The organism is Methylomicrobium album BG8, assembly GCF_000214275.2.
Taxonomy (GTDB): Bacteria; Pseudomonadota; Gammaproteobacteria; order Methylococcales; family Methylomonadaceae; genus Methylomicrobium; species Methylomicrobium agile.
In genome coordinates, this window is the sequence record NZ_CM001475.1 from 1,706,201 (window position 1) to 1,727,644 (window position 21,444).

Annotated in this window: 18 protein-coding genes; 2 read left to right on the plus strand and 16 right to left on the minus strand. The window is 58.8% G+C overall.

Annotated features, from left to right (window positions below):
- Position 1 precedes the first annotated feature (1 nt).
- The 14 genes from METAL_RS07355 to METAL_RS07425 form a co-directional block, all read right to left on the minus strand.
- Positions 2-1,459: an NADH-quinone oxidoreductase subunit N gene (locus METAL_RS07355; RefSeq protein WP_005371043.1), complete on the minus strand. Its 1,458-nt coding sequence runs from the start codon at positions 1,457-1,459 to the stop codon at positions 2-4.
- Positions 1,459-2,961, minus strand: coding sequence for a complex I subunit 4 family protein (locus tag METAL_RS07360; RefSeq protein WP_005371044.1), 1,503 nt, complete (start codon positions 2,959-2,961; stop codon positions 1,459-1,461). The genes METAL_RS07355 and METAL_RS07360 overlap by 1 nt, the downstream gene beginning before the upstream one ends.
- Complete coding sequence (nuoL, locus tag METAL_RS07365) at positions 2,958-4,772, minus strand: NADH-quinone oxidoreductase subunit L (RefSeq protein ID WP_005371046.1); 1,815 nt, start codon at positions 4,770-4,772, stop codon at positions 2,958-2,960. Before nuoL ends, METAL_RS07360 begins: the two co-directional genes overlap by 4 nt.
- Positions 4,773-5,004: 232 nt before the next feature.
- The gene (gene nuoK / locus METAL_RS07370) at positions 5,005-5,313 is read right to left on the minus strand and encodes an NADH-quinone oxidoreductase subunit NuoK (RefSeq protein ID WP_005371048.1); all 309 of its coding nucleotides are present in this window, start codon (positions 5,311-5,313) and stop codon (positions 5,005-5,007) included.
- On the minus strand, positions 5,310-5,828 hold the full coding sequence (gene nuoJ / locus METAL_RS07375; protein WP_005371049.1) for an NADH-quinone oxidoreductase subunit J: 519 nt from the start codon (positions 5,826-5,828) through the stop codon (positions 5,310-5,312). Before nuoJ ends, nuoK begins: the two co-directional genes overlap by 4 nt.
- A 10-nt stretch (positions 5,829-5,838) precedes the next feature.
- The gene (gene nuoI / locus METAL_RS07380) at positions 5,839-6,354 is read right to left on the minus strand and encodes an NADH-quinone oxidoreductase subunit NuoI (RefSeq protein ID WP_005371050.1); all 516 of its coding nucleotides are present in this window, start codon (positions 6,352-6,354) and stop codon (positions 5,839-5,841) included.
- Positions 6,355-6,376: 22 nt separating this feature from the next.
- A complete protein-coding gene (gene nuoH / locus METAL_RS07385) occupies positions 6,377-7,330 on the minus strand; it encodes an NADH-quinone oxidoreductase subunit NuoH (RefSeq protein WP_005371051.1) in 954 nt (317 codons plus the stop codon).
- Complete coding sequence (gene nuoG / locus METAL_RS07390) at positions 7,327-10,020, minus strand: NADH-quinone oxidoreductase subunit NuoG (protein WP_005371052.1); 2,694 nt, start codon at positions 10,018-10,020, stop codon at positions 7,327-7,329. The genes nuoH and nuoG overlap by 4 nt, the downstream gene beginning before the upstream one ends.
- Positions 10,020-11,300: an NADH-quinone oxidoreductase subunit NuoF gene (gene nuoF, locus METAL_RS07395; protein ID WP_040578483.1), complete on the minus strand. Its 1,281-nt coding sequence runs from the start codon at positions 11,298-11,300 to the stop codon at positions 10,020-10,022. Before nuoF ends, nuoG begins: the two co-directional genes overlap by 1 nt.
- A gap of 15 nt (positions 11,301-11,315) precedes the next feature.
- Positions 11,316-11,798 carry an NADH-quinone oxidoreductase subunit NuoE gene (gene nuoE, locus METAL_RS07400; RefSeq protein WP_005371055.1) on the minus strand — a complete coding sequence of 161 codons (483 nt, stop codon included), beginning with the start codon at positions 11,796-11,798 and terminating at the stop codon, positions 11,316-11,318.
- Position 11,799: 1 nt separating this feature from the next.
- Positions 11,800-13,578, minus strand: coding sequence for an NADH-quinone oxidoreductase subunit C/D (gene nuoC, locus METAL_RS07405; RefSeq protein ID WP_005371057.1), 1,779 nt, complete (start codon positions 13,576-13,578; stop codon positions 11,800-11,802).
- A 39-nt stretch (positions 13,579-13,617) separates the two neighbouring features.
- Entirely contained in the window at positions 13,618-14,259 is a 642-nt protein-coding gene (locus tag METAL_RS07410; RefSeq protein ID WP_005371059.1) for an NADH-quinone oxidoreductase subunit B, read from the minus strand.
- On the minus strand, positions 14,228-14,683 hold the full coding sequence (gene ndhC, locus METAL_RS07415) for an NADH-quinone oxidoreductase subunit A (protein ID WP_005371061.1): 456 nt from the start codon (positions 14,681-14,683) through the stop codon (positions 14,228-14,230). Before ndhC ends, METAL_RS07410 begins: the two co-directional genes overlap by 32 nt.
- A gap of 710 nt (positions 14,684-15,393) precedes the next feature.
- Positions 15,394-15,702, minus strand: a complete 309-nt coding sequence (locus tag METAL_RS07425; protein WP_005371064.1) for a hypothetical protein — start codon at positions 15,700-15,702, stop codon at positions 15,394-15,396.
- 540 nt (positions 15,703-16,242) lie between these two features.
- On the opposite strand from METAL_RS07425, the gene cas1f reads away from it, so the two are divergent.
- On the plus strand, positions 16,243-17,208 hold the full coding sequence (cas1f, locus tag METAL_RS07430) for a type I-F CRISPR-associated endonuclease Cas1f (protein WP_245549490.1): 966 nt from the start codon (positions 16,243-16,245) through the stop codon (positions 17,206-17,208).
- On the plus strand, positions 17,205-20,513 hold the full coding sequence (gene cas3f, locus METAL_RS07435) for a type I-F CRISPR-associated helicase Cas3f (protein ID WP_005371066.1): 3,309 nt from the start codon (positions 17,205-17,207) through the stop codon (positions 20,511-20,513). The genes cas1f and cas3f overlap by 4 nt, the downstream gene beginning before the upstream one ends.
- On the opposite strand, the gene METAL_RS07440 is transcribed toward cas3f, so the two are convergent.
- A complete protein-coding gene (locus METAL_RS07440) occupies positions 20,510-20,998 on the minus strand; it encodes a GNAT family N-acetyltransferase (protein ID WP_005371067.1) in 489 nt (162 codons plus the stop codon). The genes cas3f and METAL_RS07440 overlap by 4 nt on opposite strands.
- The gene (locus METAL_RS07445; protein ID WP_005371069.1) at positions 20,985-21,275 is read right to left on the minus strand and encodes a type II toxin-antitoxin system TacA family antitoxin; all 291 of its coding nucleotides are present in this window, start codon (positions 21,273-21,275) and stop codon (positions 20,985-20,987) included. The genes METAL_RS07440 and METAL_RS07445 overlap by 14 nt, the downstream gene beginning before the upstream one ends.
- Positions 21,276-21,444: the final 169 nt, after the last annotated feature.

Genomic DNA, 21,444 nt, shown 5'->3' on the forward strand with positions numbered 1-21,444 from the left:
GTTATTTGCCGAAAATATCTGCTACGGCGCGAATAGAATGGATAAGAGACTCGGGAAGAATTCCGAACCAGACCAGCAACAGGCTTAAAACGGCAAGCGTTAGGGCGGATAACTGTTCGCCGGGCATTGTTCGAAGTTCGGTTTCTTTTCCTTCATCCTCCTCCGTAGACATCGTCACGATAATCCTGAGATAGTAGAAAAGCCCCAGCCCGCTGCCGACGATGACCGCCGCCAGCAAGCCCCAGAGCTTTCCGTCGGCGCCGCTGGCGAAAATATAGAATTTGCCGATGAAGCCGGCGGTCAAAGGAATTCCGGCCAGCGACAGCAGCATCAGCGTAAATGTACCGGCCAGCCAGGGGCGCCGCCAGAATAAGCCCCGGTAAACGGCCATATCGCCGGCTTCCTGATCCGCCGACGACAGCACCGACACGACCCCGAACGCGCCGATCGTGGTGATGAAATAGGCCACCAGATAAAAGCCCACCGACTCCACGACCAAGGGCTTGGCAATCCGCGCGCCGGCGATGAAGGCGACCAGGAGATAGCCCATGTGGGCGATCGACGAATAGGCCAGCAGGCGCTTGACGTTCTTTTGCAGCAGCGCCAGCAGGTTGCCGCCCAGAATCGACAGGACCGCGATGAAGCCGAGCACCGGCTGGAGCGGTGCGTACGCGTAGCTGCCGGTCTCGGCGAACAGGCGCAGCAGCAGCGCGAAAACGGCGCCTTTGGAAACGGTCGCGATAAAAGCGGTGACCGGCGCGGGCGCGCCTTCGTAGACGTCCGGCGTCCACAAATGGAACGGCACCAACGACAGTTTGAAACCGAGTCCGGCCACGATCAGCACGATGCCGCTCAGCACGACGGTGTTCATTGCCGGCTGGGACAGGATAAAACGGCTCATGCCGTTGAAGCTCAATTCGCCGCTTTGTGCGTAAAGGAATGCGATGCCCATCAGCAGAAAGGCGGAAGACACGCCGGACAATATCAGATATTTGATCGCGGCTTCGAGCGGGCGCAATTGATTGACCGGATAGCCGATCAGCGTGAACAACGAAATGCTCAGTATTTCGAGCCCCAGAAAAAAGGCCGCGAAATGGCTGCTGGCGGCCAGCACCGAGCCGCCGAGCAGCGCGGTGACGAGCAGCAGCGGAAGTTCTTCGTTTTCGCCGCCGCGTTCCTTGAAATAATCATGGCATAGGCCCAGCACCGCAAGACCTGCGCACAGCAGCAAGGCGATAAAGAACAGCGCGTAATCGTCTATCCGCAGCAGCGGAGTTACTTGTGCCGGAGCCTGCTGTCGGGCCGGAGCGAGCAACAGCAGCGAGATCACGATGCCGGCGCCCGCAATCCCGTTAATCAGCGCTAAATTCCGTTTGACCGCGATCGCGAGCATCGCGGCAACGGCCGTGACGGTCATTGCCAGAAAAGGCGCCAGAGCGATCAGCGAACCGAGTTTCATCAGGTCTCCTTTGCATTGAGGTTCTGCACCCACGGCTGCAGCGCCGGCTTCGAAACGTCCAGGACGGCCTGGGGATGCAGGCCCAGCCAGACCAGGGCCGCGACCAGCAGCCCCAGCGAGGCCAGTTCGCGGACGCTGCAATCAGCCAGCAGGGGCCGTGTTTGCAAGGGACCGTGGTAGGCTCGCTGGATCACGATCAGCGCATAGACCGGCGATAGGATCAGTGCGAGCGCGGCGACTGCGGCCGCGGCCGTATTTGCCTGGAAGACCCCGATAAGCACCAGGAACTCGCCGACGAAATTCCCGAGTCCCGGAAGCCCCAGCGTCGCCATTATGAAAAACAGCGTAAAGGCGGACAATTGCGGGATGACCTGCCACAAGCCGCCCATCTTTCCGAATTCCCGGCTATGCAGGCGGTGCTGCAGGGAACCGGCAATCATGAACAGGGCGCCGGCGCTGAGCCCGTGCGCGAGCATCGTCACGACCGCGCCCTGCATCGCGAGCAGGTTCCAGGAAAATGCGCCCAGCAGAATGAAACCCATGTGGCTGACGCTGGTGTAAGCGACCAGCCGTTTGAAATCGGATTGCGCGAACGCCATCAGCGCCGCGTACAGCACGCTGACCACGCCGAGCGCGAGCGCCACCGGCGCGAACCGGTGCGCGGCATCCGGAAACAGCGGGATCACGAAGCGCAGCAGCCCGTAGGCGCCGGTCTTCAGCAGCACGCCGGCCAGAATCACGCTGCCGCCGGTCGGTGCCTGCGTATGCGCGTCCGGCAGCCAGGTATGGAAGGGCACCGCCGGCAGCTTGACCGTAAACGCGATAAAAAAACCGAGCATCAGCCAGATGGACAATTCGGGATCGAGCCTGGCGTTCAACAGAACAAAATAATCGAACGTGAAGGCGCCTGTGGCATGGTAATGGACCAGCGCCAGCACGATGATCGAGATCAGCATCAACAGGCTGCTGACCTGCGTGAAAATCACGAACTTGATCGCCGCGTAAATCCGGTTTTCGTGCCCCCAGATGCTGATCAGGAAATACATCGGGACGATCATCACTTCCCAGAACAGAAAGAACAGGAACAGGTCGACCGCCAGAAACACGCCGACCGTGCCGGCCAGGCAGGTTAAAAGATTGAAGTAAAAGAAGCCGGTCCGTTGGCCGATTTCGGTCCAGGAACTGCTGGCCGCCATAAAGCCGAGCAGTACGGTCAGTGCGATCAGCAACAGGCTCAGACCGTCGGCGGCCAGGTGAAAATCGATGCCGAAGCGGGGAATCCAGGGCAAATCGACTTCGGCCAGCCATGCGGATGATAGACCTGGTGTAGAGAGAAGGGTGGCACTAGCATCAAGCCCCGCAAATTGCGAGCCGGCCAGCAGGGCTTCCAGGGCCAGCGTACCGATCGCGATCCAGCGCGGCGCGCTCGGGTTCCAGCGTTCGGCCGTCCAGGCTGCGATGCCGCCGAGGAACAAAACGGCGATCAAGGAAGACAGCATCATGACAGCAGCCCTATCGCGATCACGATGGCGGAGCCTAACGCCATCGACGTAGCGTACCCGCGGACGCTTCCGGTTTGGGTGACTGTGGCGAGTGCGTGCAGTTGCCGGCTCAGCCGGGCGATGCCGGCGTACAGGCTGTCCACCCGATCGTTTTTATTCGATCGGGCCAGTGCGGCGAAAGGATGAATCAACAGCGCCCGATAGATAGCGTCGAAGCCCCAGCCCGAGAATAGCAGCCGCCTGATCGGCTCGTTCGCGAAAGCGGCCGGCGAAAACGTGCCGGTCAGATAAAAAAGCGCCGCGATCAACAAACCCAGTATCGGCATGCTCAGCGTGACAAGGGAGACCAGCGGAGAAACAGCCTCGGCGTGGGAGACCGGAAAGACCGAATCGAGCGGGATTTGCAGCATGCCGCCCGCCAACGCCAAAATGCTCAGCAGGACGAGGGGAATGCCCATCCGGTGGCCGATGGTCGTCTCGACTTGCCGGGTTTGGCTACCAAAAAACACCACGAAGACCAGCCGGAAGCTGTAGATGCCGGTGAGCAAGGCGCCGAGACAGCCGACTCCCCATAACGCCGGCGAACGCGAGAAGGCCGCCAGCAGGATTTCATGCTTGCTGTAATAACCGGAAGTGAAAGGCAGCGCGGCCAACGCGGCGCTGCCGATCAGGAAGCTCCAGAATGCAAGCGGCATCGCTTTGCGGAGGCCTCCCATTTTAAAAATGTCGTGTTCGTGGTGGAAACAGAAGATCACCGCGCCGGCCGCCAGGAACAGCAACGCCTTGAAGAAGGCGTGCGTGAGTAGGTGGAAAATCGCCGCCGACCAGGCGCCGCCGCCGAGCGCGAGAAACATGTAGCCGATCTGGCTGATCGTCGAATAGGCCAGGATCCGTTTGATGTCGGTCTGCACCAGGCCCGACAACCCCGCGATCAGTAAAGTAATCCCGCCGACCACGGCGACTGCGGTTTGCACAGGTGGGGCGAGTGTAAACAATACATGCGTCCGCGCGATCAGATAAACTCCCGCGGTGACCATCGTGGCGGCATGGATCAATGCGCTGACCGGCGTCGGGCCGGCCATCGCGTCCGGCAGCCAGGTTTGGAGCGGCAACTGCGCGGATTTGCCGACCGCGCCGCCAAGCAGCAGCGCCGCCGCAGCCACAGGCAGGGTCGCGCCGACCGTCCATTGGCTCTGCGCCCGCTCCATCACCGTTTGAATATCGAGCGTATGCAGTTCGGTGAACAGTAAAAACAGGCCCAACGCCAGCGCCATGTCGCCGACGCGGGTCATCACGAACGCCTTGCGCGCGGCGTAACTGTTTTCCGGATTTTCGTACCAGAAGCCGATCAACAGATAGCTGCCGAGTCCGACCCCTTCCCAGCCCAGATAGAGCAGCAGCAGATTGTCCGCGAGCACCAGCACTAGCATCGCGGCAACGAACAGGTTCATATAGGCGAAAAAACGCGCATAGCCGGCATCTTCTTCCATGAATTCGGCCGAATACAGGTGGATCAAAAAGCCGACGCCGGTCACCACGAACAGCATCGTCAGCGACAATGCATCGAGATAAAGGTCGAACGGAATCGCGAGGTCACCGCTGCTGATCCAGGCGCCCAGCGCCAGCCGGTAGGGCGCCATCGAGCCGCGCAGGAATTCGAAGCCGACCAGGAAGGCCAGCAAGGCCGAAATTCCCACGCTGCCGACGCCGATCCGGGCAATCGTCGGCTTGGACAGGAGACGGCCGAAAAAAACCAGGCTCAGGAAGCCGAGCAACGGAAAAAGCGGTATCCAGCCTAACAATTGCAACACGGTCGAATCCTCCTGTACGGCTAAGTTCAAAGAACGATTCCTTCTCCCTTGGGGAGAGGGTTAGGATGAGGGCAAAATAAAGTTTTTATTTAACAACTATGAGGCGGCCATCCATACCTCGGCAGATGAAAAATGCGTAGGATGTGCTGAACGAAGTGAAGCGCATCAAATGCCTTTCAGGGTATCGCATCGCGAACGATGCGCCTCCTTACGTCGGCACATCCTACCTGTACTAACCCCGCATTTCGCTGACCGCATCGGCGTCCAGCGTTTTGAAACGGTGAAAAATCTGCAGCGCCAGCCCCAGTCCGATACCGACTTCCGCGGCGGCCAGCGTCAGCACCAGCAAAAACATGATCTGTCCGTCCGCCTGTCCCCAGCGCGAACCCGCCACGATAAACGCCAGTCCGGCGGCATTTAGCATCACTTCCAGAGACATCAGCATCATGATCAGATTGCGGCGCGCCAATACGCCGATCAAGCCGAGCACGAACAGCACCGCCGACAGCATCAGCCCGAATTCCAAAGGAATCGTGTTCATGGGCCGTTCTCCGGAGGTAACGTTTTCGGTATCGGCCTGCCGAGGTGGTAAGCGCCGACCAGCCCGGCCAGCAGCAGGATCGAGGCCAGTTCGACCGCGATCAGATAAGGGCCGAACAAGGCGATGCCGACTTGTTTCGCACTTACGATCCGGCCGGTTTCCATATGACCGCCGTGAACGATGATCACGGCCATTTCGGCGAGCAGAATTAGGGCCAGCAACGATGGCCCGATCCAGACGCCGGGCTGCAGCCAAGCACGCTCCTGGGCGGTTGTCGTCTGACCCTGGTTGAGCATCATGATCACGAATACGAACAGCACCATGATCGCGCCCGCGTAGATGATCACTTCCAGCACCGCGGCGAAATAGGCGCCCATCAGGAAGAAGATCACGCCGACCGCCAACAGCGACAGGATCAGGTACAGGAGCCCGTGGACCGCATTCAGCCGGGTCAGCATCATCACCGTCGCGAACACCGCGACTGCGGAGGTCAGGTAAAACAGGATCGGCGCCATAGGGTTTCCTTCAGGGCAACAGGGTTTTCACATCGATCGGCGGGACTTCGTTTTCAGCCTGCCCCTTCGTTTTTCCGCCGATCGCCATCCCGGCAACCCGGTAAAAGTTGTAATCGTGATATTTGCCGGTGCCGTCGATCAACAGATGTTCCTTTTCGTAGACCATGTTCTGCCGGTCGTATTCGCACATCTCGAAGTCGGGCGTCAGCTGGATCGCGCAGGTCGGGCAGGCTTCCTCGCAAAATCCGCACATAATGCAGCGCGAAAAATTGATCCGGAAAAACTCGGGATACCAGCGGCCGTCTTCGTTCTCGGTTTTCTGCAAGGCGATACAATCGACCGGGCATACCACCGCGCAGAGATTGCAGGCGACGCAACGCTCCTCGCCGTCCGGGTCGCGGGTCAGCACGATGCGTCCCCGGTAGCGCGGGGACAGCGCCGGTTTCTGTTCCGGGTATTCGACCGTGTCCGCTTTGACGAACGTGTGTTTCAACACTTCCCATAACGATCGCAACTGGCTTAGCATGGAAGACTCCCGGTCTCGATGGTCAGCCCGGCGGGAGCGCCAGCGCGCCGGTGATCACTAAGTTCAACAGGCCGGCCGGCAGCAGGATTTTCCAGCCGAAGGCCATCAACTGATCGTAGCGCGGGCGCGGCAAGGCGCCCCGGATCAGGATGAAAAACATGACCCCGATGCCCGTCTTCAGGCAGAACCAAGCCAGGGGCGGCAGCCACGGTCCCAGCCAGCCGCCGAAAAACAGCGTCGCAATGATCGCGGAATTCAGGATGATCGCGACATATTCACCGACGAAAAACATCCCGAATTTCATTCCGGAATATTCGGTATGAAAGCCGGCTACCAGTTCCTGCTCTGCTTCGGGCAGGTCGAGCGGGCCGCGGCGGCTTTCCGCGACGATCGCGATCAGAAAGATCACGAAACCCAAAAACTGCGGCACGATAAACCAGCCGCCGCGCTGGGCCTCGACGATTTCTCTTAAATCGAACGTACCGGCCAGCATCACGACGCCCATGATCGAAATGCCCATGAAGACCTCGTAGCTGACCGTCTGCGCGGCCGCGCGCAAGCCGCCGAGCAGCGAATATTTGTTGTTGGACGCATAGCCGGCCAGCACGATGCTATAGACCGACAGCGAAGACAGCGCCAGAAAATAAAGCAGCCCGAAATTGAAATCGATGATCCCGACGCCCGGCGCGAACGGGATCACCGCGAAAGCCGCGAGCGCCGTCATGAAGACGATCGTCGGGGCGATTACGAAGATCGGTTTGTCCGCAAAAGGCGGTATCCAGTCCTCCTTGAAAAACATCTTGATCATGTCCGCGACCACCTGCATCAGCCCCAACGGTCCGACGCGATTGGGACCGAGCCGGTCCTGCCAGACAGCCAGAAGGCGCCGCTCGACCCAGATCAGCAGTGCGGCGACGACGATCACCGCAATCAAAATACCGGCGATGTCGGCGGCTTCGCCGAGTTCGGCGTTCATAGGCGATCCTCCTCTTGGACCGAAGCTTTTTTCAGCACGACTCGGGCGTCGTTTCGCATATTTTGAAAAGGCGGCAGGCCCGCGGTCACGCCGAGCAAACCGGGCGACAAGGTCGGTTCGATCCGGACCGGAAGCTTATGTAAGGCGAATCCGGCCACATCGGCAATCTCGACGGGATCGTTGTCGCGCACAGCCAGCGCTTCGGCATCCACGGGATTCATGAAGATGCACAGGTCCGGAAGCCGTTCCGCGATCGGCGGCGAATGCCGGCTCAATTCCTCGCCGGCGAAAATATTCGGCAGCCTGATGACTCGCCAAAGCTTTGGATCGGGCGTGTAAGCCGGCGGAATCCCGTCGAACCAGGGCAGGGTTCCCGAAGCTTCGATCAGCCGGGTGCCGGGATCGCCGCCGTGCAGCGGGCCGCCGATTTCGTCCTGAAACTTGCCGATCGCCTGATTCGAGTTCCAGCCCGGCGCCCACACGACCGGCACCATCGCGGGCGGCGCATGGACGGTGTCGCCCTCCATCGAAAAAGCGAACGGCGTTTCATGGTCTTCCGGGGAAGGGGGCTCGCTGACCTCGATGTTCGCGTACATCGCGGTGCGTCCGCTGTAGCGGTGCGGTTGCCGGGGGATTTTTCCCTCGACGGCCGGCGCATTTGCCTGGCCGAGGCGCGCAAGCCCGGCAAGCGCAGGAATTTCCGCCGCACAGGCCGAAGACAAATCGCCGAAATGGCTCCAGCGGTTTTTTTCAATAACGCGGCTCAGCCATTGCCAAGCGGCGAGCACCGGTTCTTTGGCCGGATAAACCGGGAAATAACGCTGGGCTCTGCCTTCGTTGCTGACCAAAGTGCCTTCGGATTCGGCAAAGGTGGCGGCGGGCAGCAGCAGGCCGGCTTTCGCGGTCGTCGTGTTTTCGAGATGGTCGATCGCGACGGTTTGTTGTGCAGAATTTAAAAAATCATCGACCTGTTCTTGCGGCGCACGCCGGTAAAGGTCGTTTTCGAGAATCACGACCGTGTCGGCCGAACCGTTTTTCACGCGCGCGAAAGCTGCTTCCAGCCGCTTGCCGCCGAGCATCGCCAGGCCCAAACTGTTCGCCTCGGGCAACGCGAAAATCAATCCTTTGTCCTGAGCCGGCAGCGCTTTGGCGACATTGTAGGCCGCTTGAATCACCGCCAGACTTGAGCCGCTTGTGCCCGAAACGATCAGCGGCCGTTTCGCCTGGCGCAACTGGGCCGCCATACGGCTTGCCAGTGCATTGTCCGCTTCGTCCAGGCCGAAGGGCAGGGGCGATTCTTGATTCAGGTAATGCGCGATCGCGAAGCCGAGCCGGGCGATCGCTTCCGGACTGCCGTGAAAGGTCCCGGCCGCGATATCGTCCAGGCGCGAGGCGCGCACGGCGGCAATGAACAGCGGACTTTGCGCCTGTCCCTGCAATTGCCGGACCGCGTTGTCCAGCCAATGCGGAATTTTCAGTTTTTTGGCCAGATCCAACGTCGCGTTCCTTACCGCCTGACGGAGCGACAGGGCGAGGCGGGGCGCGCTATGGATGAGGTCCTCGCCCAGAATCAGGACCGCATCGGCCTGTTCGGTTTCGCGGAGCGTCGGCGTCTGAATGCCGCCGTTCGCCATGATGTCGAGGATGGATTCGAGCAGGTCGTGTTCGGTGTCATCGAGCCCGAGAAAGAAGTTGGCCTCGCCGACCCGTTTGCGCAATGCAAAGTTCGCCTCCAGCGAAGCGCGCGGCGAGCCGATCCCGATCACGCCTTTCGCGTTTTGCAGGCAGGTTCTGAAATGCTCGATCGCGGTTCCGGCCACGGTAACCGGTTGTCCCTCGATTCGCGGACAGCGAATCCGCAGATCGCTGTTCACGAAGCCGTAGCCGAAGCGCCCCCGGTCGCACAGAAAATAGCCGTTCACGTCGCCGTGGTAGCGGTTCACGATCCGGCGCAGCTCGCCGTAGCGTTCGCCCGGCGTGGTATTGCAGCCCAGGCTGCAATGCACGCAGACCGAAGGCGCGGTCTGCAAATCCCATTTCCGGGTATAGCGGTTGCTGAACGGCTTGTCGGTGAAGACGCCGGTCGGGCAGACTTCGACCAGGTTGCCGCTGAATTCGTTTTCGAGCGTGCCGTCCTCGAAGCGGCCGAAATACACGTTGTTGTGGATGCCCAGCACTTCGAGATCGTTGCCCCCCGCGTAGTCGTTGTAGAAGCGGACGCAGCGGTAGCAGGCGATGCAGCGGTTCATTTCATGATTCACGAAAGGGCCGAGATATTGATTCCGGTGCGTCCGCTTGCGTCCACGATAGCGGCGCGCGGTGTGGCCGGTCATCAGCGTCATGTCCTGCAGGTGGCATTCGCCGCCTTCCTCGCAGACCGGGCAGTCGTGCGGGTGATTGGTCATCAACAGCTCGATGTTGTCCTGGCGGAATTGCCGGGCCAAGCCGGCATTCAGAGAAATGCGCAGGTTATCCGCGACCGGCGTGAGGCAGGCCATCACCAGGCGGCCGCGAGGGTCTTCCGCATCCTTGTACTGGATCACCGCGCATTGCCGGCAGGCGCCGACCGACCCCATCGCCGGATGCCAGCAAAAATAGGGCAGATCCAGTCCCAGCGACAGACAGGCAGCGAGTACATTGTCGCCGTCCTTCACGTCGTGCAGGTTGCCGTCGATTTCGATCCGGGCCATCAGACGGCCTCCTTGAGCGGGCGGTTTTGAAAAATGTAGCGTTCGAAGTCTTCGCGGAAATATTTCAGCGCGCTCTGCAGCGGTTCCATCGCGCCCGGCGCGAGCGCGCAAAACGTGTTGCCGGGGCCGAGCATCCGGGTCAATCGGGACAGGGTATCGAGATCTTCGGGACGGCCCCTGCCTTCGACGATGTCCTGCAACAGCGTCACTGTCCACGGCAGGCCGTCCCGGCACGGGGTGCACCAGCCGCACGATTCCTGCGCGAAAAACCGTTCCAGATTCAACACCATCCGCACCGGGCAGGTCTTATCGTCGAGCACGATGATCGTGCCGGTGCCCATCCGGCTGCCGGCCTTGGCGACCGTATCGAACTCCATCGGCACGTCCAGATGCTCGGGCAGCAGAAAATCGGTCGAAGCGCCGCCGGGCAGGAAGCCGCGCAATTGGTAGCCGTCCTTCATGCCGCCGGCATGCTCTTCCAGGATTTCGCGAATCGGCGTGCCCATCGGCAGTTCCCACAGGCCGGGGCGTTTGACGCGGCCGCTGGCGCCGAACAGCTTCGTGCCCGCATCGGCGCCGCGCCCGAGCCCTTTGTACCAGTCCGCGCCATGACGCAGGATATGCGGCACGTTGCAGATCGTCTCGGCATTGTTCACGACCGTCGGTCGGCCCCACAGGCCGCTGACCACCGCGAAGGGCGGTTTTGGGCGCGGCGTGGCCCGCTTGCCTTCCAGTGCATTCAGCAGCGCCGACTCTTCGCCGCAGATATAGCGGCCGGCGCTGGTATGGAGATGAATATCGAGCGAGAAATCCGAATCGAGGAGATGCGCGCCGACATAATGTGCCGCACGGGCCTCCTGCAGGGCCCGCGTCAAGCGCTCGGCGGCCAGGCGGTATTCACCGCGCAGAAAGATGTAAGCGGTTTGCGCCTGGATCGCATAAGCGGCGATGGCGATGCCTTCGATCAACTGATGCGGGTCCTTTTCGAGCAGCAGCCGGTCCTTGAAGGTGCCGGGCTCCATCTCGTCCGCATTGACCACCAGATAAGGGGGGTGGTCCGGCGCCTGGCCGATCGGCACCAAGCTCCATTTGAGCCCGGTGCCGAAGCCGGCGCCGCCCCGGCCTCGGAGTCCCGCGTCCTTGACCCATTGCTGCACTGCCTTCGGGCCGAGGTCGGTTACGGCCTTCCTCAGTCCTTCGTAACCGCCGGTTTTGCGGTAATCCGCCAGGGTGGCGAAGTCACGGTCCGCGCGGATGTTCTGGGTTAACGGTCTGTCCATCGTCGCCATCTCGCCTTATTCTCCGAGGAGTTCCCGTACGATATTGTCGGTCAGATCCGGCCTGAGTTCGCCGTTCACCATCGCGACCGGTGCGCGGTCGCAGGCGCCCAGGCAAACGATCGGCAAAACGGTGTATTCGCCATCTTGCGACGTCTCGCCGAGCTTGACGTTCAAATGCCGGCACAGCTTGTCGCGCAACCGGTCGCCGCCGAGCATCCAGCAACTGACGCTGTCGCAGACGTGAATCACGGTGTTGCCGACCGGCCGGCGGTAAATCAGATTGTAAAAGGTCGCAACCCCTTCCAACTGCGCGGGCGATATTTTCAGGTATTCGGCAATTGCGGTGAGGCTGTCGTCGGAAACCCAGCCGCGGTGTTTCTGAACGATCTTCAATGCTTCGATCGAGACGGCCGACTTGTCTTCATAGTGCGGCAATTCGGCGTTGATCTCGTCGATTTCGGTTGCGCTCAAAGCGCGTGTATTCGTTTCTGCCTTCATCTCAACGGTCCACGTCGGCCATTACAAAATCGATGCTGGCCAGTATCGCGATCAGGTCGGCGACCATCATGCCGTTGCACATCATCGGTATCATCTGCAAATGCGGGAAAGAGGGGGTGCGGATGCGGGTGCGGTAGGACATGCCGTTGCCGTCGCTGGTCAGGTAGTACGCGTTCAGACCCTTCGTGGCTTCGACGGTGACGGCGGCTTCGCCGGCCGGAATCACCGGGCCCCAGCTCACGTTCAGGAAATGCTGGATCAGCGTTTCGATGTCGTGCAGCGTCCGTGTTCGCGGCGGCGGCGTGGTCAGCGGGTGTTCGGCCTTATAAGGCCCTTCGGGCATGTTGTCCAGGCATTGCCGGATGATCCGGACGCTTTGGCGCATTTCCTCGACCCGCACCGCGCAGCGGTCGTAGCAGTCGCCGTTCTGCGCGATCGGGATTTCGAATTCGAAGTTCTGATAGCCGGAGTAGGGCCGTGCCTTCCGGTAATCCCAGCCGAAGCCGGTCGCCCGGAGCCCCGGCCCGGTCGCGCCCCAGTCGATCGCTTCCCGGGTGTTATAAGCGCCCACGCCTTGCGTGCGGCGTTTGATCGTGCCGTTTCGCATCACCAGTTTGTCGTAGTCGTCGAGCCGTCCCGGAAAACGGTCGAGAAACTCCCGAATCCGCTTGTCCCAGCCCTTCGGCAAATCCATCGCGACCCCGCCGATCCGGAAATAGCTCGAATGCATCCGGGCGCCGCTGATCGATTCCAGAATGTCGAAGACCTGTTCGCGATCGATAAACATGTAAAAAATCGGCGACAACTGGCCGATATCCTGAGCATAGGTGCCGTAGAACAGCAGATGGCTGGCGATCCGATAGAATTCGGCGACCATTACCCGGATCACTTCCGCGCGCGGAGGAACCTCGATCCCGGCCAGTTTCTCGACGGCCAGCACATAAGGCAGGTTGTTCATCGAACCGCCCAGATAATCGACCCGGTCCGTGTAGGGAATATAGGTATGCCAGGACTGCCGCTCGCCCATTTTTTCCGCGCCGCGGTGGTGGTAGCCGATGTCGGGCAGCGCGTTGATGATCTCTTCGCCGTCCAATTGCAGCGCGATCCGGAACACGCCGTGGACGCTGGGGTGGTTCGGCCCCATGTTCAGGAACATGAAATCGCTCTCTTCGCTGCGCCGGCTCATGCCCCAGTCTTCCGGCACGAAACGCAACGCATTCTGTTCGATGTCCTGGCGTTCGTCGGGAAGGGTGAAAGGCTCCTTTTCGGTGGCGCGGGCATAATGATCCTTGCGCAACGGATGCCCTTCCCAGGTCGGCGGCATCAGAATCCGGCGAAGATGCGGATGGCCCTCGAAGACGATCCCGAACATGTCCCAGGCCTCGCGCTCGTACCAGTTCGCCGACGGCCAGAGGTCCAAAACCGTCGGGAGAAGCAGATCGTTTTCGCGCAGGGCTACCTTGAGCCGGATATCTTCGTTTCGGGAAAAGGAAAGCAGATGATAGATGACCGTGAAATCGCTGTCCGGCAAGCCTTGGCGGTGAATGCGCTGGCGCTCGTCGATCGCGGTCAAGTCGAACAGCATCACATGAGGAGAGAGGAGCTCGTGTTTTAAACAGTGCAGGATCGTGCGCAGCTTCTCGCGGGGAACCCACAAGGTGGTGATCCCGTCGGCGGTAGGTTGGGGGATAAGGCCGGCAACTCCGAGCCGTTCGGCAAGCGCCTCGGCGATCTCGGAGGCGGCGGGAGAATACACGGTATTGCCTGCCTCGGCGTTCATCGATGTTTATCCTTCCAAGCCTTCATGCTGACCTTGGGGCTAGAGTTCGTCCGGGCTTCTCAACTCGCGAGCGCGCATCCTCGCCTCGGTGAGCAGATCGCGGTAGCTGGGTTTTTCGGCCGGTTTGATGACCGTTTGCTCGCCGACGGTCCAGCTTAAAGGCCGCCTTTCCCGGCCGATCGCCTGCTGTAGCAGCATCAGTCCCTGCAGCAGCGCTTCGGGGCGGGGCGGGCAGCCCGGCACATACACGTCGACCGGCAAAAACTTGTCCACGCCCTGCACCACGCTGTAGATGTCGTACATGCCGCCGGAATTGGCGCAGGAGCCCATCGAGATCACCCAGCGCGGTTCCAGCATCTGGTCGTAGAGCCGTTTGATGACCGGTGCCATTTTGCGGAATACCGTGCCCGAAATCACGATCAGATCGGCCTGGCGGGGCGACGCCCGGATCACTTCGGAGCCGAAGCGGGCCATGTCGTGCCGGCTGGTGAAGGCGGTCGCCATTTCCACATAACAGCAGGACAGCCCGAAATTGAAAGGCCAGACCGAATGGGCCTGTCCCCAGGCGACCATGTCTTCGAGCCTGGCGAGCAGAAAGCTCTGGCGCAGGGTTTCCTCATTGGCATGTCCTCCCGGTTGCGGGGCGGGATCATCCTCGGCGCGGGTCAAGGTCCAATGCATGCTTCTCTCCCAAGTGTTGGCGGTGGGCGGCTTCAAGGCGCTGCCGTCGGGTTCGCCAGTCGAGCGCGCCGATCGCATTAAGATAGATCAGCGTCGCGATCAGAATACCGATAAAAATCGACGCTTCGATAAAGCCCGTCCAGCCGGTCTGCTTCACGGCGATCGCCCAGGCAAACAGAAAGACGGTTTCCATATCGAAAATCACGAAAAAGATCGCGATCAGATAAAACTGCACCGAGAAGCGGAGATGCACGTCGCCGGTCGGTACGATGCCGGACTCGAAGGGTTCCTCCGCGCGCGGCGCGCGATGCCGTTGGCCCAGCAAATAGGCGCCGCCGAGCATGACGGCGGTAATGGCGAGGATGGCCCCGAAATAAACGAGCAGCGGCAGGATATGCGAGACGGAAGAGGCTTCGGCAACCATCGATGAATGCTCCGCTTACGGTGAATGACAAGTGGAATGGTCCGGCTGACGGTTCCGAAACGCCCTGGCTCGGGTTTTGGGAAGCGCCGGGCGTTTGTATCCTTAATCCGGTCGCCACGATCGCAATGAACTTGTCATTGAGTCCGGTGCTTACAATTCTAAAAGAATTAGACAATATCGTTAGGCTGGAGTTCAAGAAATAAGGCTATTTTTTTCAAAGCGTCTGCATCGATCGATTCTCGTCGAACGCTACCTATCTTCCGGCTCCCCGAAGCCCTATCAGATTGACGAGACGATTATTCAGGATTCGAACGCGGTTCCCTTGGCTTTGCCGGAAGTGGCGGTTTGTTCAATTTCCCACACCGTGCAAAAGGCCGAGCATTGGAGATCCTTTCATTCTCGAACGGGAAGCGGATGCCGGCGGGTGCTTCCTGCCTCAAGATCCAATTCAAATAGCGAAAAGCCGTCAGCATGGGACGAGTATTTCGCCGAAGACCGGGTTTCATGCGCTGCCTATTGCGCCACGCTCTCCGGGATTGCTTTTATCGCTCGCTCCTACAGAGTCAGCCTAATACCTTATCGGGATCAGCGGTTAGCTCCTCTTCTGCGGAAAAGATACTCTTTACCAGGAACGGTAGTGATTTGCGCACACGAAACCGCCTTCCAGCCGTCGACTGAATCGACAAGTTTCGTCCGGAGCACAATCCGGGCTATTCGAGTTCCTGGTTCATCTGCTCGTCAATCCTTTCCTGATCTTCGGACGAACAGGCGCAAACAGCGTAGATCAGGTCCCTTAAATTGTAGCCGCTGTTGGTTCCTATGGGCCCCTCGCAGGTCAGGCCGCCATAGTATTCGCCTACCTCGTAACATTCGATTTTTTCGCCATTGTTTGAACAATTACCCGCCACACCGATTCGGTCGGCTACATAAATATCCCGTTTATTGACAATATCGCAGGCAGATAAAGGACTATTGATAAGAATCGCGAACAAACCCGCTAACCCAACTATTACTTTCATACTTCCTCCTCATCATTGCGGCAGGAGCAATTTCATTGCCTTTACGCAACCAATGACAGGAAATAAATCGATAAGTTACATTGAGATTCCTGGCTTGGCTGAAGCCGGGCAGGTGGGGTTAACCGCTTTACCGTTAACCCAACACGCCGGTACATCTTGATAAGAGGCGCTGAACCTTGCGCAGCGCATCAATCGCGAACGATGGGTTTCCCTCGCCGGCCCGCCCTACGGGCTTTGAAAAAGATCAGGCTGCAAAGTACCTTGCCGTAAGCGATCCGTATCGAGATCTGCATATCCGCCCGTGGCTAATCGATTCAGATTGCAGAGCAGCGCTCCAAAGATTCGAAGGCGGTTTCCCGATCATTGCCGGGATGTAGTTGGTTTGTTAGACTGTCGGCGCCGGTTAAAAGGGCCGAGCAATTAAATGTCCCGATGATCTATTTGCCACCGAACGAAAGGCTGACTTCGGCAGAAGCTGCGCACGCCATTCCGCTGCGGCGGCGAAGGCCGCCTTGTGGATATCGGGGACAAACTCAAATTGTGAAAAAATATAAAGCCATGGAGCAACTCACCGATTTAAAAGCCATTCTGCATTCCAAACGCGCCAACATCTATTACCTGGAAAAATGCCGCGTCATGCAGAAAGACGGGCGGGTGCTTTACCTGACCGAAGGCAAAGAAGAAAAACAGTATTGGAATATCCCGATTGCCAATACTACCGTGATTTTGTTGGGGACCGGTACGTCCATCACCCAGGCCGCCGTCAGAATGCTGGCATCGGCAGGCGTATTGATCGGTTTTTGCGGTGGCGGCGGAACGCCGTTACTGGCTGGCAATGAAGTGGAATGGCTGTCGCCGCAAAGCGAATACCGGCCGACCGAATATGTGCAAGGCTGGCTGTCGTTTTGGTTCGATGAAAGCAAGCGCCTGCAAGTTGCCAAGCGGTTGCAGCGGCTTCGGCTCGATTATTTGCAGCGGGTCTGGGGAAAAGACAGGGAACTGCAAAATTACGGGTTTTATGCCGACGATGCGGACGTGGAACGGGCTTTGAACAGCTTCAACGCCAGAATAACCCAAAGTCCGAGTGTGACCGATTTACTGACCATTGAAGCGCAGTTGACCAAAAATCTGTATAAAATCGCGGCCCAGGCCACCCGAACGGACGGGTTTACGCGGGACCATGCCGGAGAAGACGACGCCAACGCGTTTTTGAATCACGGCAATTATCTGGCCTACGGCTTGGCGGCGACGACACTCTGGGTCCTCGGCATTCCGCACGGCTTTGCGGTCATGCACGGCAAAACCCGGCGCGGCGCGTTGGTGTTCGATGTCGCCGATCTGGTCAAGGATACGCTTGTGCTGCCCTGGGCCTTCATTTGCGCCAAAGAACGGAACAACGAGCAGGAATTCCGCCAGCAGTGCCTGCAAAGTTTTGCAGAACATAAGGCGCTGGACTTCATGTTCGATACGGTCAAAAACCTCAGCCTGGAAGGTCGCCTTTTATGATGGTGACATTCGTCTCGCAATGCGAGAAAAATGCGCTCGATAAAACCCGGCGCGTGCTCGACAGTTTCGCCAACCGGATCGGCGACCGTACCTGGCAGACGGTAATTACCCAGGATGGCCTGGATGCGGTCAGAAAACTGCTGCGCAAAACCGCTTCCAAGAATACCGCCGTCGCCTGCCATTGGCTGCGCAGCCGCGGCCGCAGCGAACTGGTCTGGATCGTCGGCAATCGAAGCCGATTCAATGCGCAGGGCATCGTGCCGGTCAATACCACCCGGCAGGAAATCGCCGGCAGAGTCAGGGAAAACGATTGGCATGATTTGCCGTTGATCAAAACTCTGGCCGCGCTGGCGGCGTTGTTTCACGATTGGGGCAAGGCGTCGCTGTGGTTCCAACAAAAACTGCGCGCGAAAAAGCCGCCCGATCCGTTGCGCCACGAGTGGGTTTCGGTGTTGCTGCTGGCGGCCATGATCGACGGCGAGCCGAGCGATGCGGTATGGTTGAAACGCCTGGCGGAAGGCGTTGTCGACGAAACGGCTCTGGCCGAAAAAGTGCGCAGCCTCGACGACAAACCGATGGCTGCCCTGCCTGACGTGGCATGCCTGATTGCCTGGCTGGTCGTAACGCATCACAAACTACCGGACTTCAAATCCAGGGACGTGGCCAGGGAATGGCGCAGTACGCCGGCCGAAAGCCTGCAACAGGCGTTGAAGCGCATTACCGCCGTATGGGCTTATCGCAACGAAGCCGAAGCAAACCGTCAAGGCGACTGTTTGACCTTTTCCGACGGCTTGTTGGCCCATTCCCAAGCTTGGCTGGAGCAACTGAAAAAATGGGCCGGCGAATTGCTGGCCCGCCTGCCGCAAGTCGAAGCGGCGCTGGCCGACGGCAGCTACCGCCTGTTGCTGCACCATGCGCGTTTATGCCTGATGTTGGGCGATCACCAGTATTCTTCGCAGGATGCCGACGGCAACTGGCCCAAGGATCTGCCCTTATTTGCCAATACCGATAAAAATGCCGATCTCAAGCAGCGCCTGGACGAACATTTGGTACGCGTCGGCAAATGCGCCACCACGATCGCGCGCCGTTTGCCGCTGTTCGAAAGCGACCCGCCGCCGGTTTACGATGTCAAACGCCTGAAAAAGAAAAGCACGGACAAAAGATTTCGCTGGCAGGATCAGGCGGTGGATAAAATCAAAGCCTGGAAAACCGAAGCGAATGCCGACGGCGGGCGCTACGGATTTTTCGCGGTCAACATGGCCAGCACCGGCAGCGGTAAAACCCTGGCCAACGCCAAAATCATGCAGTCCTTGTCCGAAGGCGGCGACAGTCTGCGCTACGTGCTGGCCTTGGGTCTGCGCACGCTGACCTTGCAAACCGGCGACGAATACCGGAGCCGCATCGGCCTGGATAACAGTGAACTGGCCGTCATGATTGGTTCGCGGGCGGTGCTGGAACTGCATACGCAGGCGCAACAGGGTTTGAAAGAGGACGCCTCCGCTAACCAACAAGGCGGCTCGGAATCAGCGGAAGCGTTGTGGGAAGACAACGAGGTGGATTTCGATATTCCCGAAGAGGCGCTCAGTGCGCTCGGTACCGTCTGGACCGATCGGAGCGGTAGAATCGACAAACGCAAACAAAAATTTCTCTACGCGCCGGTTTTGGCCTGTACGGTCGACCATCTGATGGCGGCAACCGAAACCCGGCGCGGCGGCCGCTACATTTTACCGTGCTTGCGCCTGATGTCTTCGGATCTGGTCATCGACGAGATCGATGACTTTGACGGCGACGATTTGGTCGCGATCGGCCGCCTGATCCATCTGGCAGGCATGTTGGGACGGAAGGTGATGATTTCTTCGGCCACCATTCCGCCCGATCTGGCTGAAGGCTATTTCAACGCCTACCGAAGCGGCTGGCGGCTGTTTGCGCAAAGCCGAAGAGTCAAGAGCCAAATCGGCTGCACCTGGATCGACGAATTCGACAGCCGGGTTCGAACGCTGCAAAACGCCGATTTGAGCGGCTACCGGCAAGCGCACGCCGGTTTTATCGAAAAACGCTGCGCCAACCTGCAAAACCCGGATAAAACGCAGGTCAAGCGCATCGGCGAAATGGTCGAATGTCCCGGGCCGGGCGGCGACTTAGACGGGCTCAAGCAATCCTATTTCGCTGCGATTACGCAAACGATCGTGCGCCTGCACTGCCGCCATGCCTTTCTTGAGCCCGACCACGGCAAGCGGGTATCGTTCGGCGTCGTGCGCATGGCCAACGTTACGCCCTGCGTCGAGTTGGCCCGTTATCTGGCGGCGGCCGACTGGCCCGAAGGCATCGATATCCGCGTCATGGCCTACCACAGCCGGCAGGTGTTGCTATTGCGCCATCACCAGGAACGGCATCTGGATGACGTGCTAAAGCGCAACCGTCCCGACGCCGGTTGCAACGACCCTGTCATTCGAAGACATCTTCATGAAAGTCTTGCGGAAAATCTGATCTTTATCCTGGTCGCAACGCCGGTCGAAGAAGTGGGGCGCGATCACGATTTCGATTGGGCCGTGGTGGAGCCGTCTTCTTACCGTTCGATCATCCAGTTGGCCGGACGCGTGCTGCGTCATCGGGAGCTCGTGCCCTCGGAACCGAACATCGCGCTGCTGCGATACAACCTGCGGGCCTTGCTCGGAGCGGACGGCGAACCTGCCTATTGTTACCCTGGTTATGAGGACAAAAACAACCGCTTGAATACGCACGATTTATCGGAGCTGATTCCGGCAACACAATTGTCGAGCATCGACGCCCTGCCGCGTATCCGGTGCAGTCCCAAGCCGCAGCCCGGAAACAATCTGGCCGATCTGGAACATCGCCGTATTCAGTCGCTATTGACCGCTTATGCGCAATGCGGCCCCGAAAGTTTGCAGGGTTGGCTGGACGGCTGTTGGTGGTTGACCGGCTTGCCGCAAAATCTGACGCCGTTCCGCCAACAGACGTGCGAACAAACTTTGTATGATGTGCCGGACGAAAAAGGCAACTCCCGCTTTGTCGAAAAAACGCGCGAAGACGGCATCAATACCGTCGAAAAGACTTACAAAGTGTCTCGTGTGGAACTGACTGGCCGGGAGAAGGAACGCTGGTGGCTGCACCGCGACTATCGGGAACTGCTCGAACAGCAAGCCGAAAAATCCGGACTATCGCTGCTGGGGACGGCTTTACGCTACGGCGAGATCAACGTAGAAGTCTCTGAAAAAGATATTAACAACGGCAAACGCTTCGCGTATGGCGAACAATTGGGATTCTGGAAGATCGACGATCGTTAAAGCAGCGGTTTCATTGCCGAGAAAGGCAGCACCAGCCGGTTTGGGGTGGCGATCAACCTGATGAACCCAAACTTCTCGTAATAAGAAACCGCTCGATCGTCCTTTGCTTCGACGACGAAGCCCAGGATACCGACTTTTTCCGCCGCTTCCGCGGTAGTTTTGAAGGCATGAAAAATCAAGGCATCGCCGTAACCTTGGCCCTGGAAACGCTTGTCGACGGCGAGACGCCCCAACAATAAAAAAGGCGCTTTCGCATAGGCTCCGAATTTCGCCTTGTCCGGCAAGGCATCGGTAGCAACGGAGTCCGCGCTGATCGTGTAATAGCCGATAATATGCCGGCCTTCCGAGAGCACATAAACACGGCTCAGGCCGCGCTTTTGGTCCTGATTGGCGAAACGCTGCAAATACAGATTCAGCGCCGGAACGCCGCAATCGAACGATTTTCGGTCGTGCCTCTCGGGTTCCAAAAGCTCAAACTTCTTCATTATCAATTATTTTTTTATAAGTGAAGACTGCTTTTTTCATGCGTTCGGTAGGTTCTGGCGGACTATCCAGCATTTCGAAAAACACCTGCCAATCTTCCTCGCCAAAGTGCGTAGACTCATGCTCGGCAATAATCGCCTCTGCTTTTTCGCGGATACATTGCCGTATGAATTTACTTTTATCCAAATCGACATAGCTTCTGGCCCGTTCCAGTAATTCCAAGGTCATCGCATCCATGCGGACCTTTAAAATATTTTGATGGTTTGATTCGCTTTTCATATATCACCCTTTGTTCAAGTTCGGTGATATTGTACCTACAAATAATACAAGAATCGCCTATTTAGTAGGTACATATAACTAAGTAAAAACGCTTAACTGATTTTAAAGCCGACTCGCGACCTACGCCGCGCCGCCTTTGTCAACGCCCCTTGTTGCCCATGACTTTAAA

What these genes read in the sequence shown, in the direction of transcription:
- METAL_RS07355 (WP_005371043.1), bottom strand. Translation starts at nt 1,459, where the DNA reads ATGAAACTCGGTTCGCTGATCGCTCTGGCGCCTTTTCTGGCAATGACC.
- METAL_RS07360 (WP_005371044.1), bottom strand. Translation starts at nt 2,961, where the DNA reads ATGATGCTGTCTTCCTTGATCGCCGTTTTGTTCCTCGGCGGCATCGCA.
- nuoK (WP_005371048.1), bottom strand. Translation starts at nt 5,313, where the DNA reads ATGAACACGATTCCTTTGGAATTCGGGCTGATGCTGTCGGCGGTGCTG.
- nuoJ (WP_005371049.1), bottom strand. Translation starts at nt 5,828, where the DNA reads ATGGCGCCGATCCTGTTTTACCTGACCTCCGCAGTCGCGGTGTTCGCG.
- nuoI (WP_005371050.1), bottom strand. Translation starts at nt 6,354, where the DNA reads ATGCTAAGCCAGTTGCGATCGTTATGGGAAGTGTTGAAACACACGTTC.
- nuoH (WP_005371051.1), bottom strand. Translation starts at nt 7,330, where the DNA reads ATGAACGCCGAACTCGGCGAAGCCGCCGACATCGCCGGTATTTTGATT.
- nuoG (WP_005371052.1), bottom strand. Translation starts at nt 10,020, where the DNA reads ATGGCCCGGATCGAAATCGACGGCAACCTGCACGACGTGAAGGACGGC.
- nuoF (WP_040578483.1), bottom strand. Translation starts at nt 11,300, where the DNA reads ATGGACAGACCGTTAACCCAGAACATCCGCGCGGACCGTGACTTCGCC.
- nuoE (WP_005371055.1), bottom strand. Translation starts at nt 11,798, where the DNA reads ATGAAGGCAGAAACGAATACACGCGCTTTGAGCGCAACCGAAATCGAC.
- nuoC (WP_005371057.1), bottom strand. Translation starts at nt 13,578, where the DNA reads ATGAACGCCGAGGCAGGCAATACCGTGTATTCTCCCGCCGCCTCCGAG.
- METAL_RS07410 (WP_005371059.1), bottom strand. Translation starts at nt 14,259, where the DNA reads ATGCATTGGACCTTGACCCGCGCCGAGGATGATCCCGCCCCGCAACCG.
- ndhC (WP_005371061.1), bottom strand. Translation starts at nt 14,683, where the DNA reads ATGGTTGCCGAAGCCTCTTCCGTCTCGCATATCCTGCCGCTGCTCGTT.
- METAL_RS07425 (WP_005371064.1), bottom strand. Translation starts at nt 15,702, where the DNA reads ATGAAAGTAATAGTTGGGTTAGCGGGTTTGTTCGCGATTCTTATCAAT.
- cas3f (WP_005371066.1), top strand. Translation starts at nt 17,205, where the DNA reads ATGATGGTGACATTCGTCTCGCAATGCGAGAAAAATGCGCTCGATAAA.
- METAL_RS07440 (WP_005371067.1), bottom strand. Translation starts at nt 20,998, where the DNA reads ATGAAGAAGTTTGAGCTTTTGGAACCCGAGAGGCACGACCGAAAATCG.
- METAL_RS07445 (WP_005371069.1), bottom strand. Translation starts at nt 21,275, where the DNA reads ATGAAAAGCGAATCAAACCATCAAAATATTTTAAAGGTCCGCATGGAT.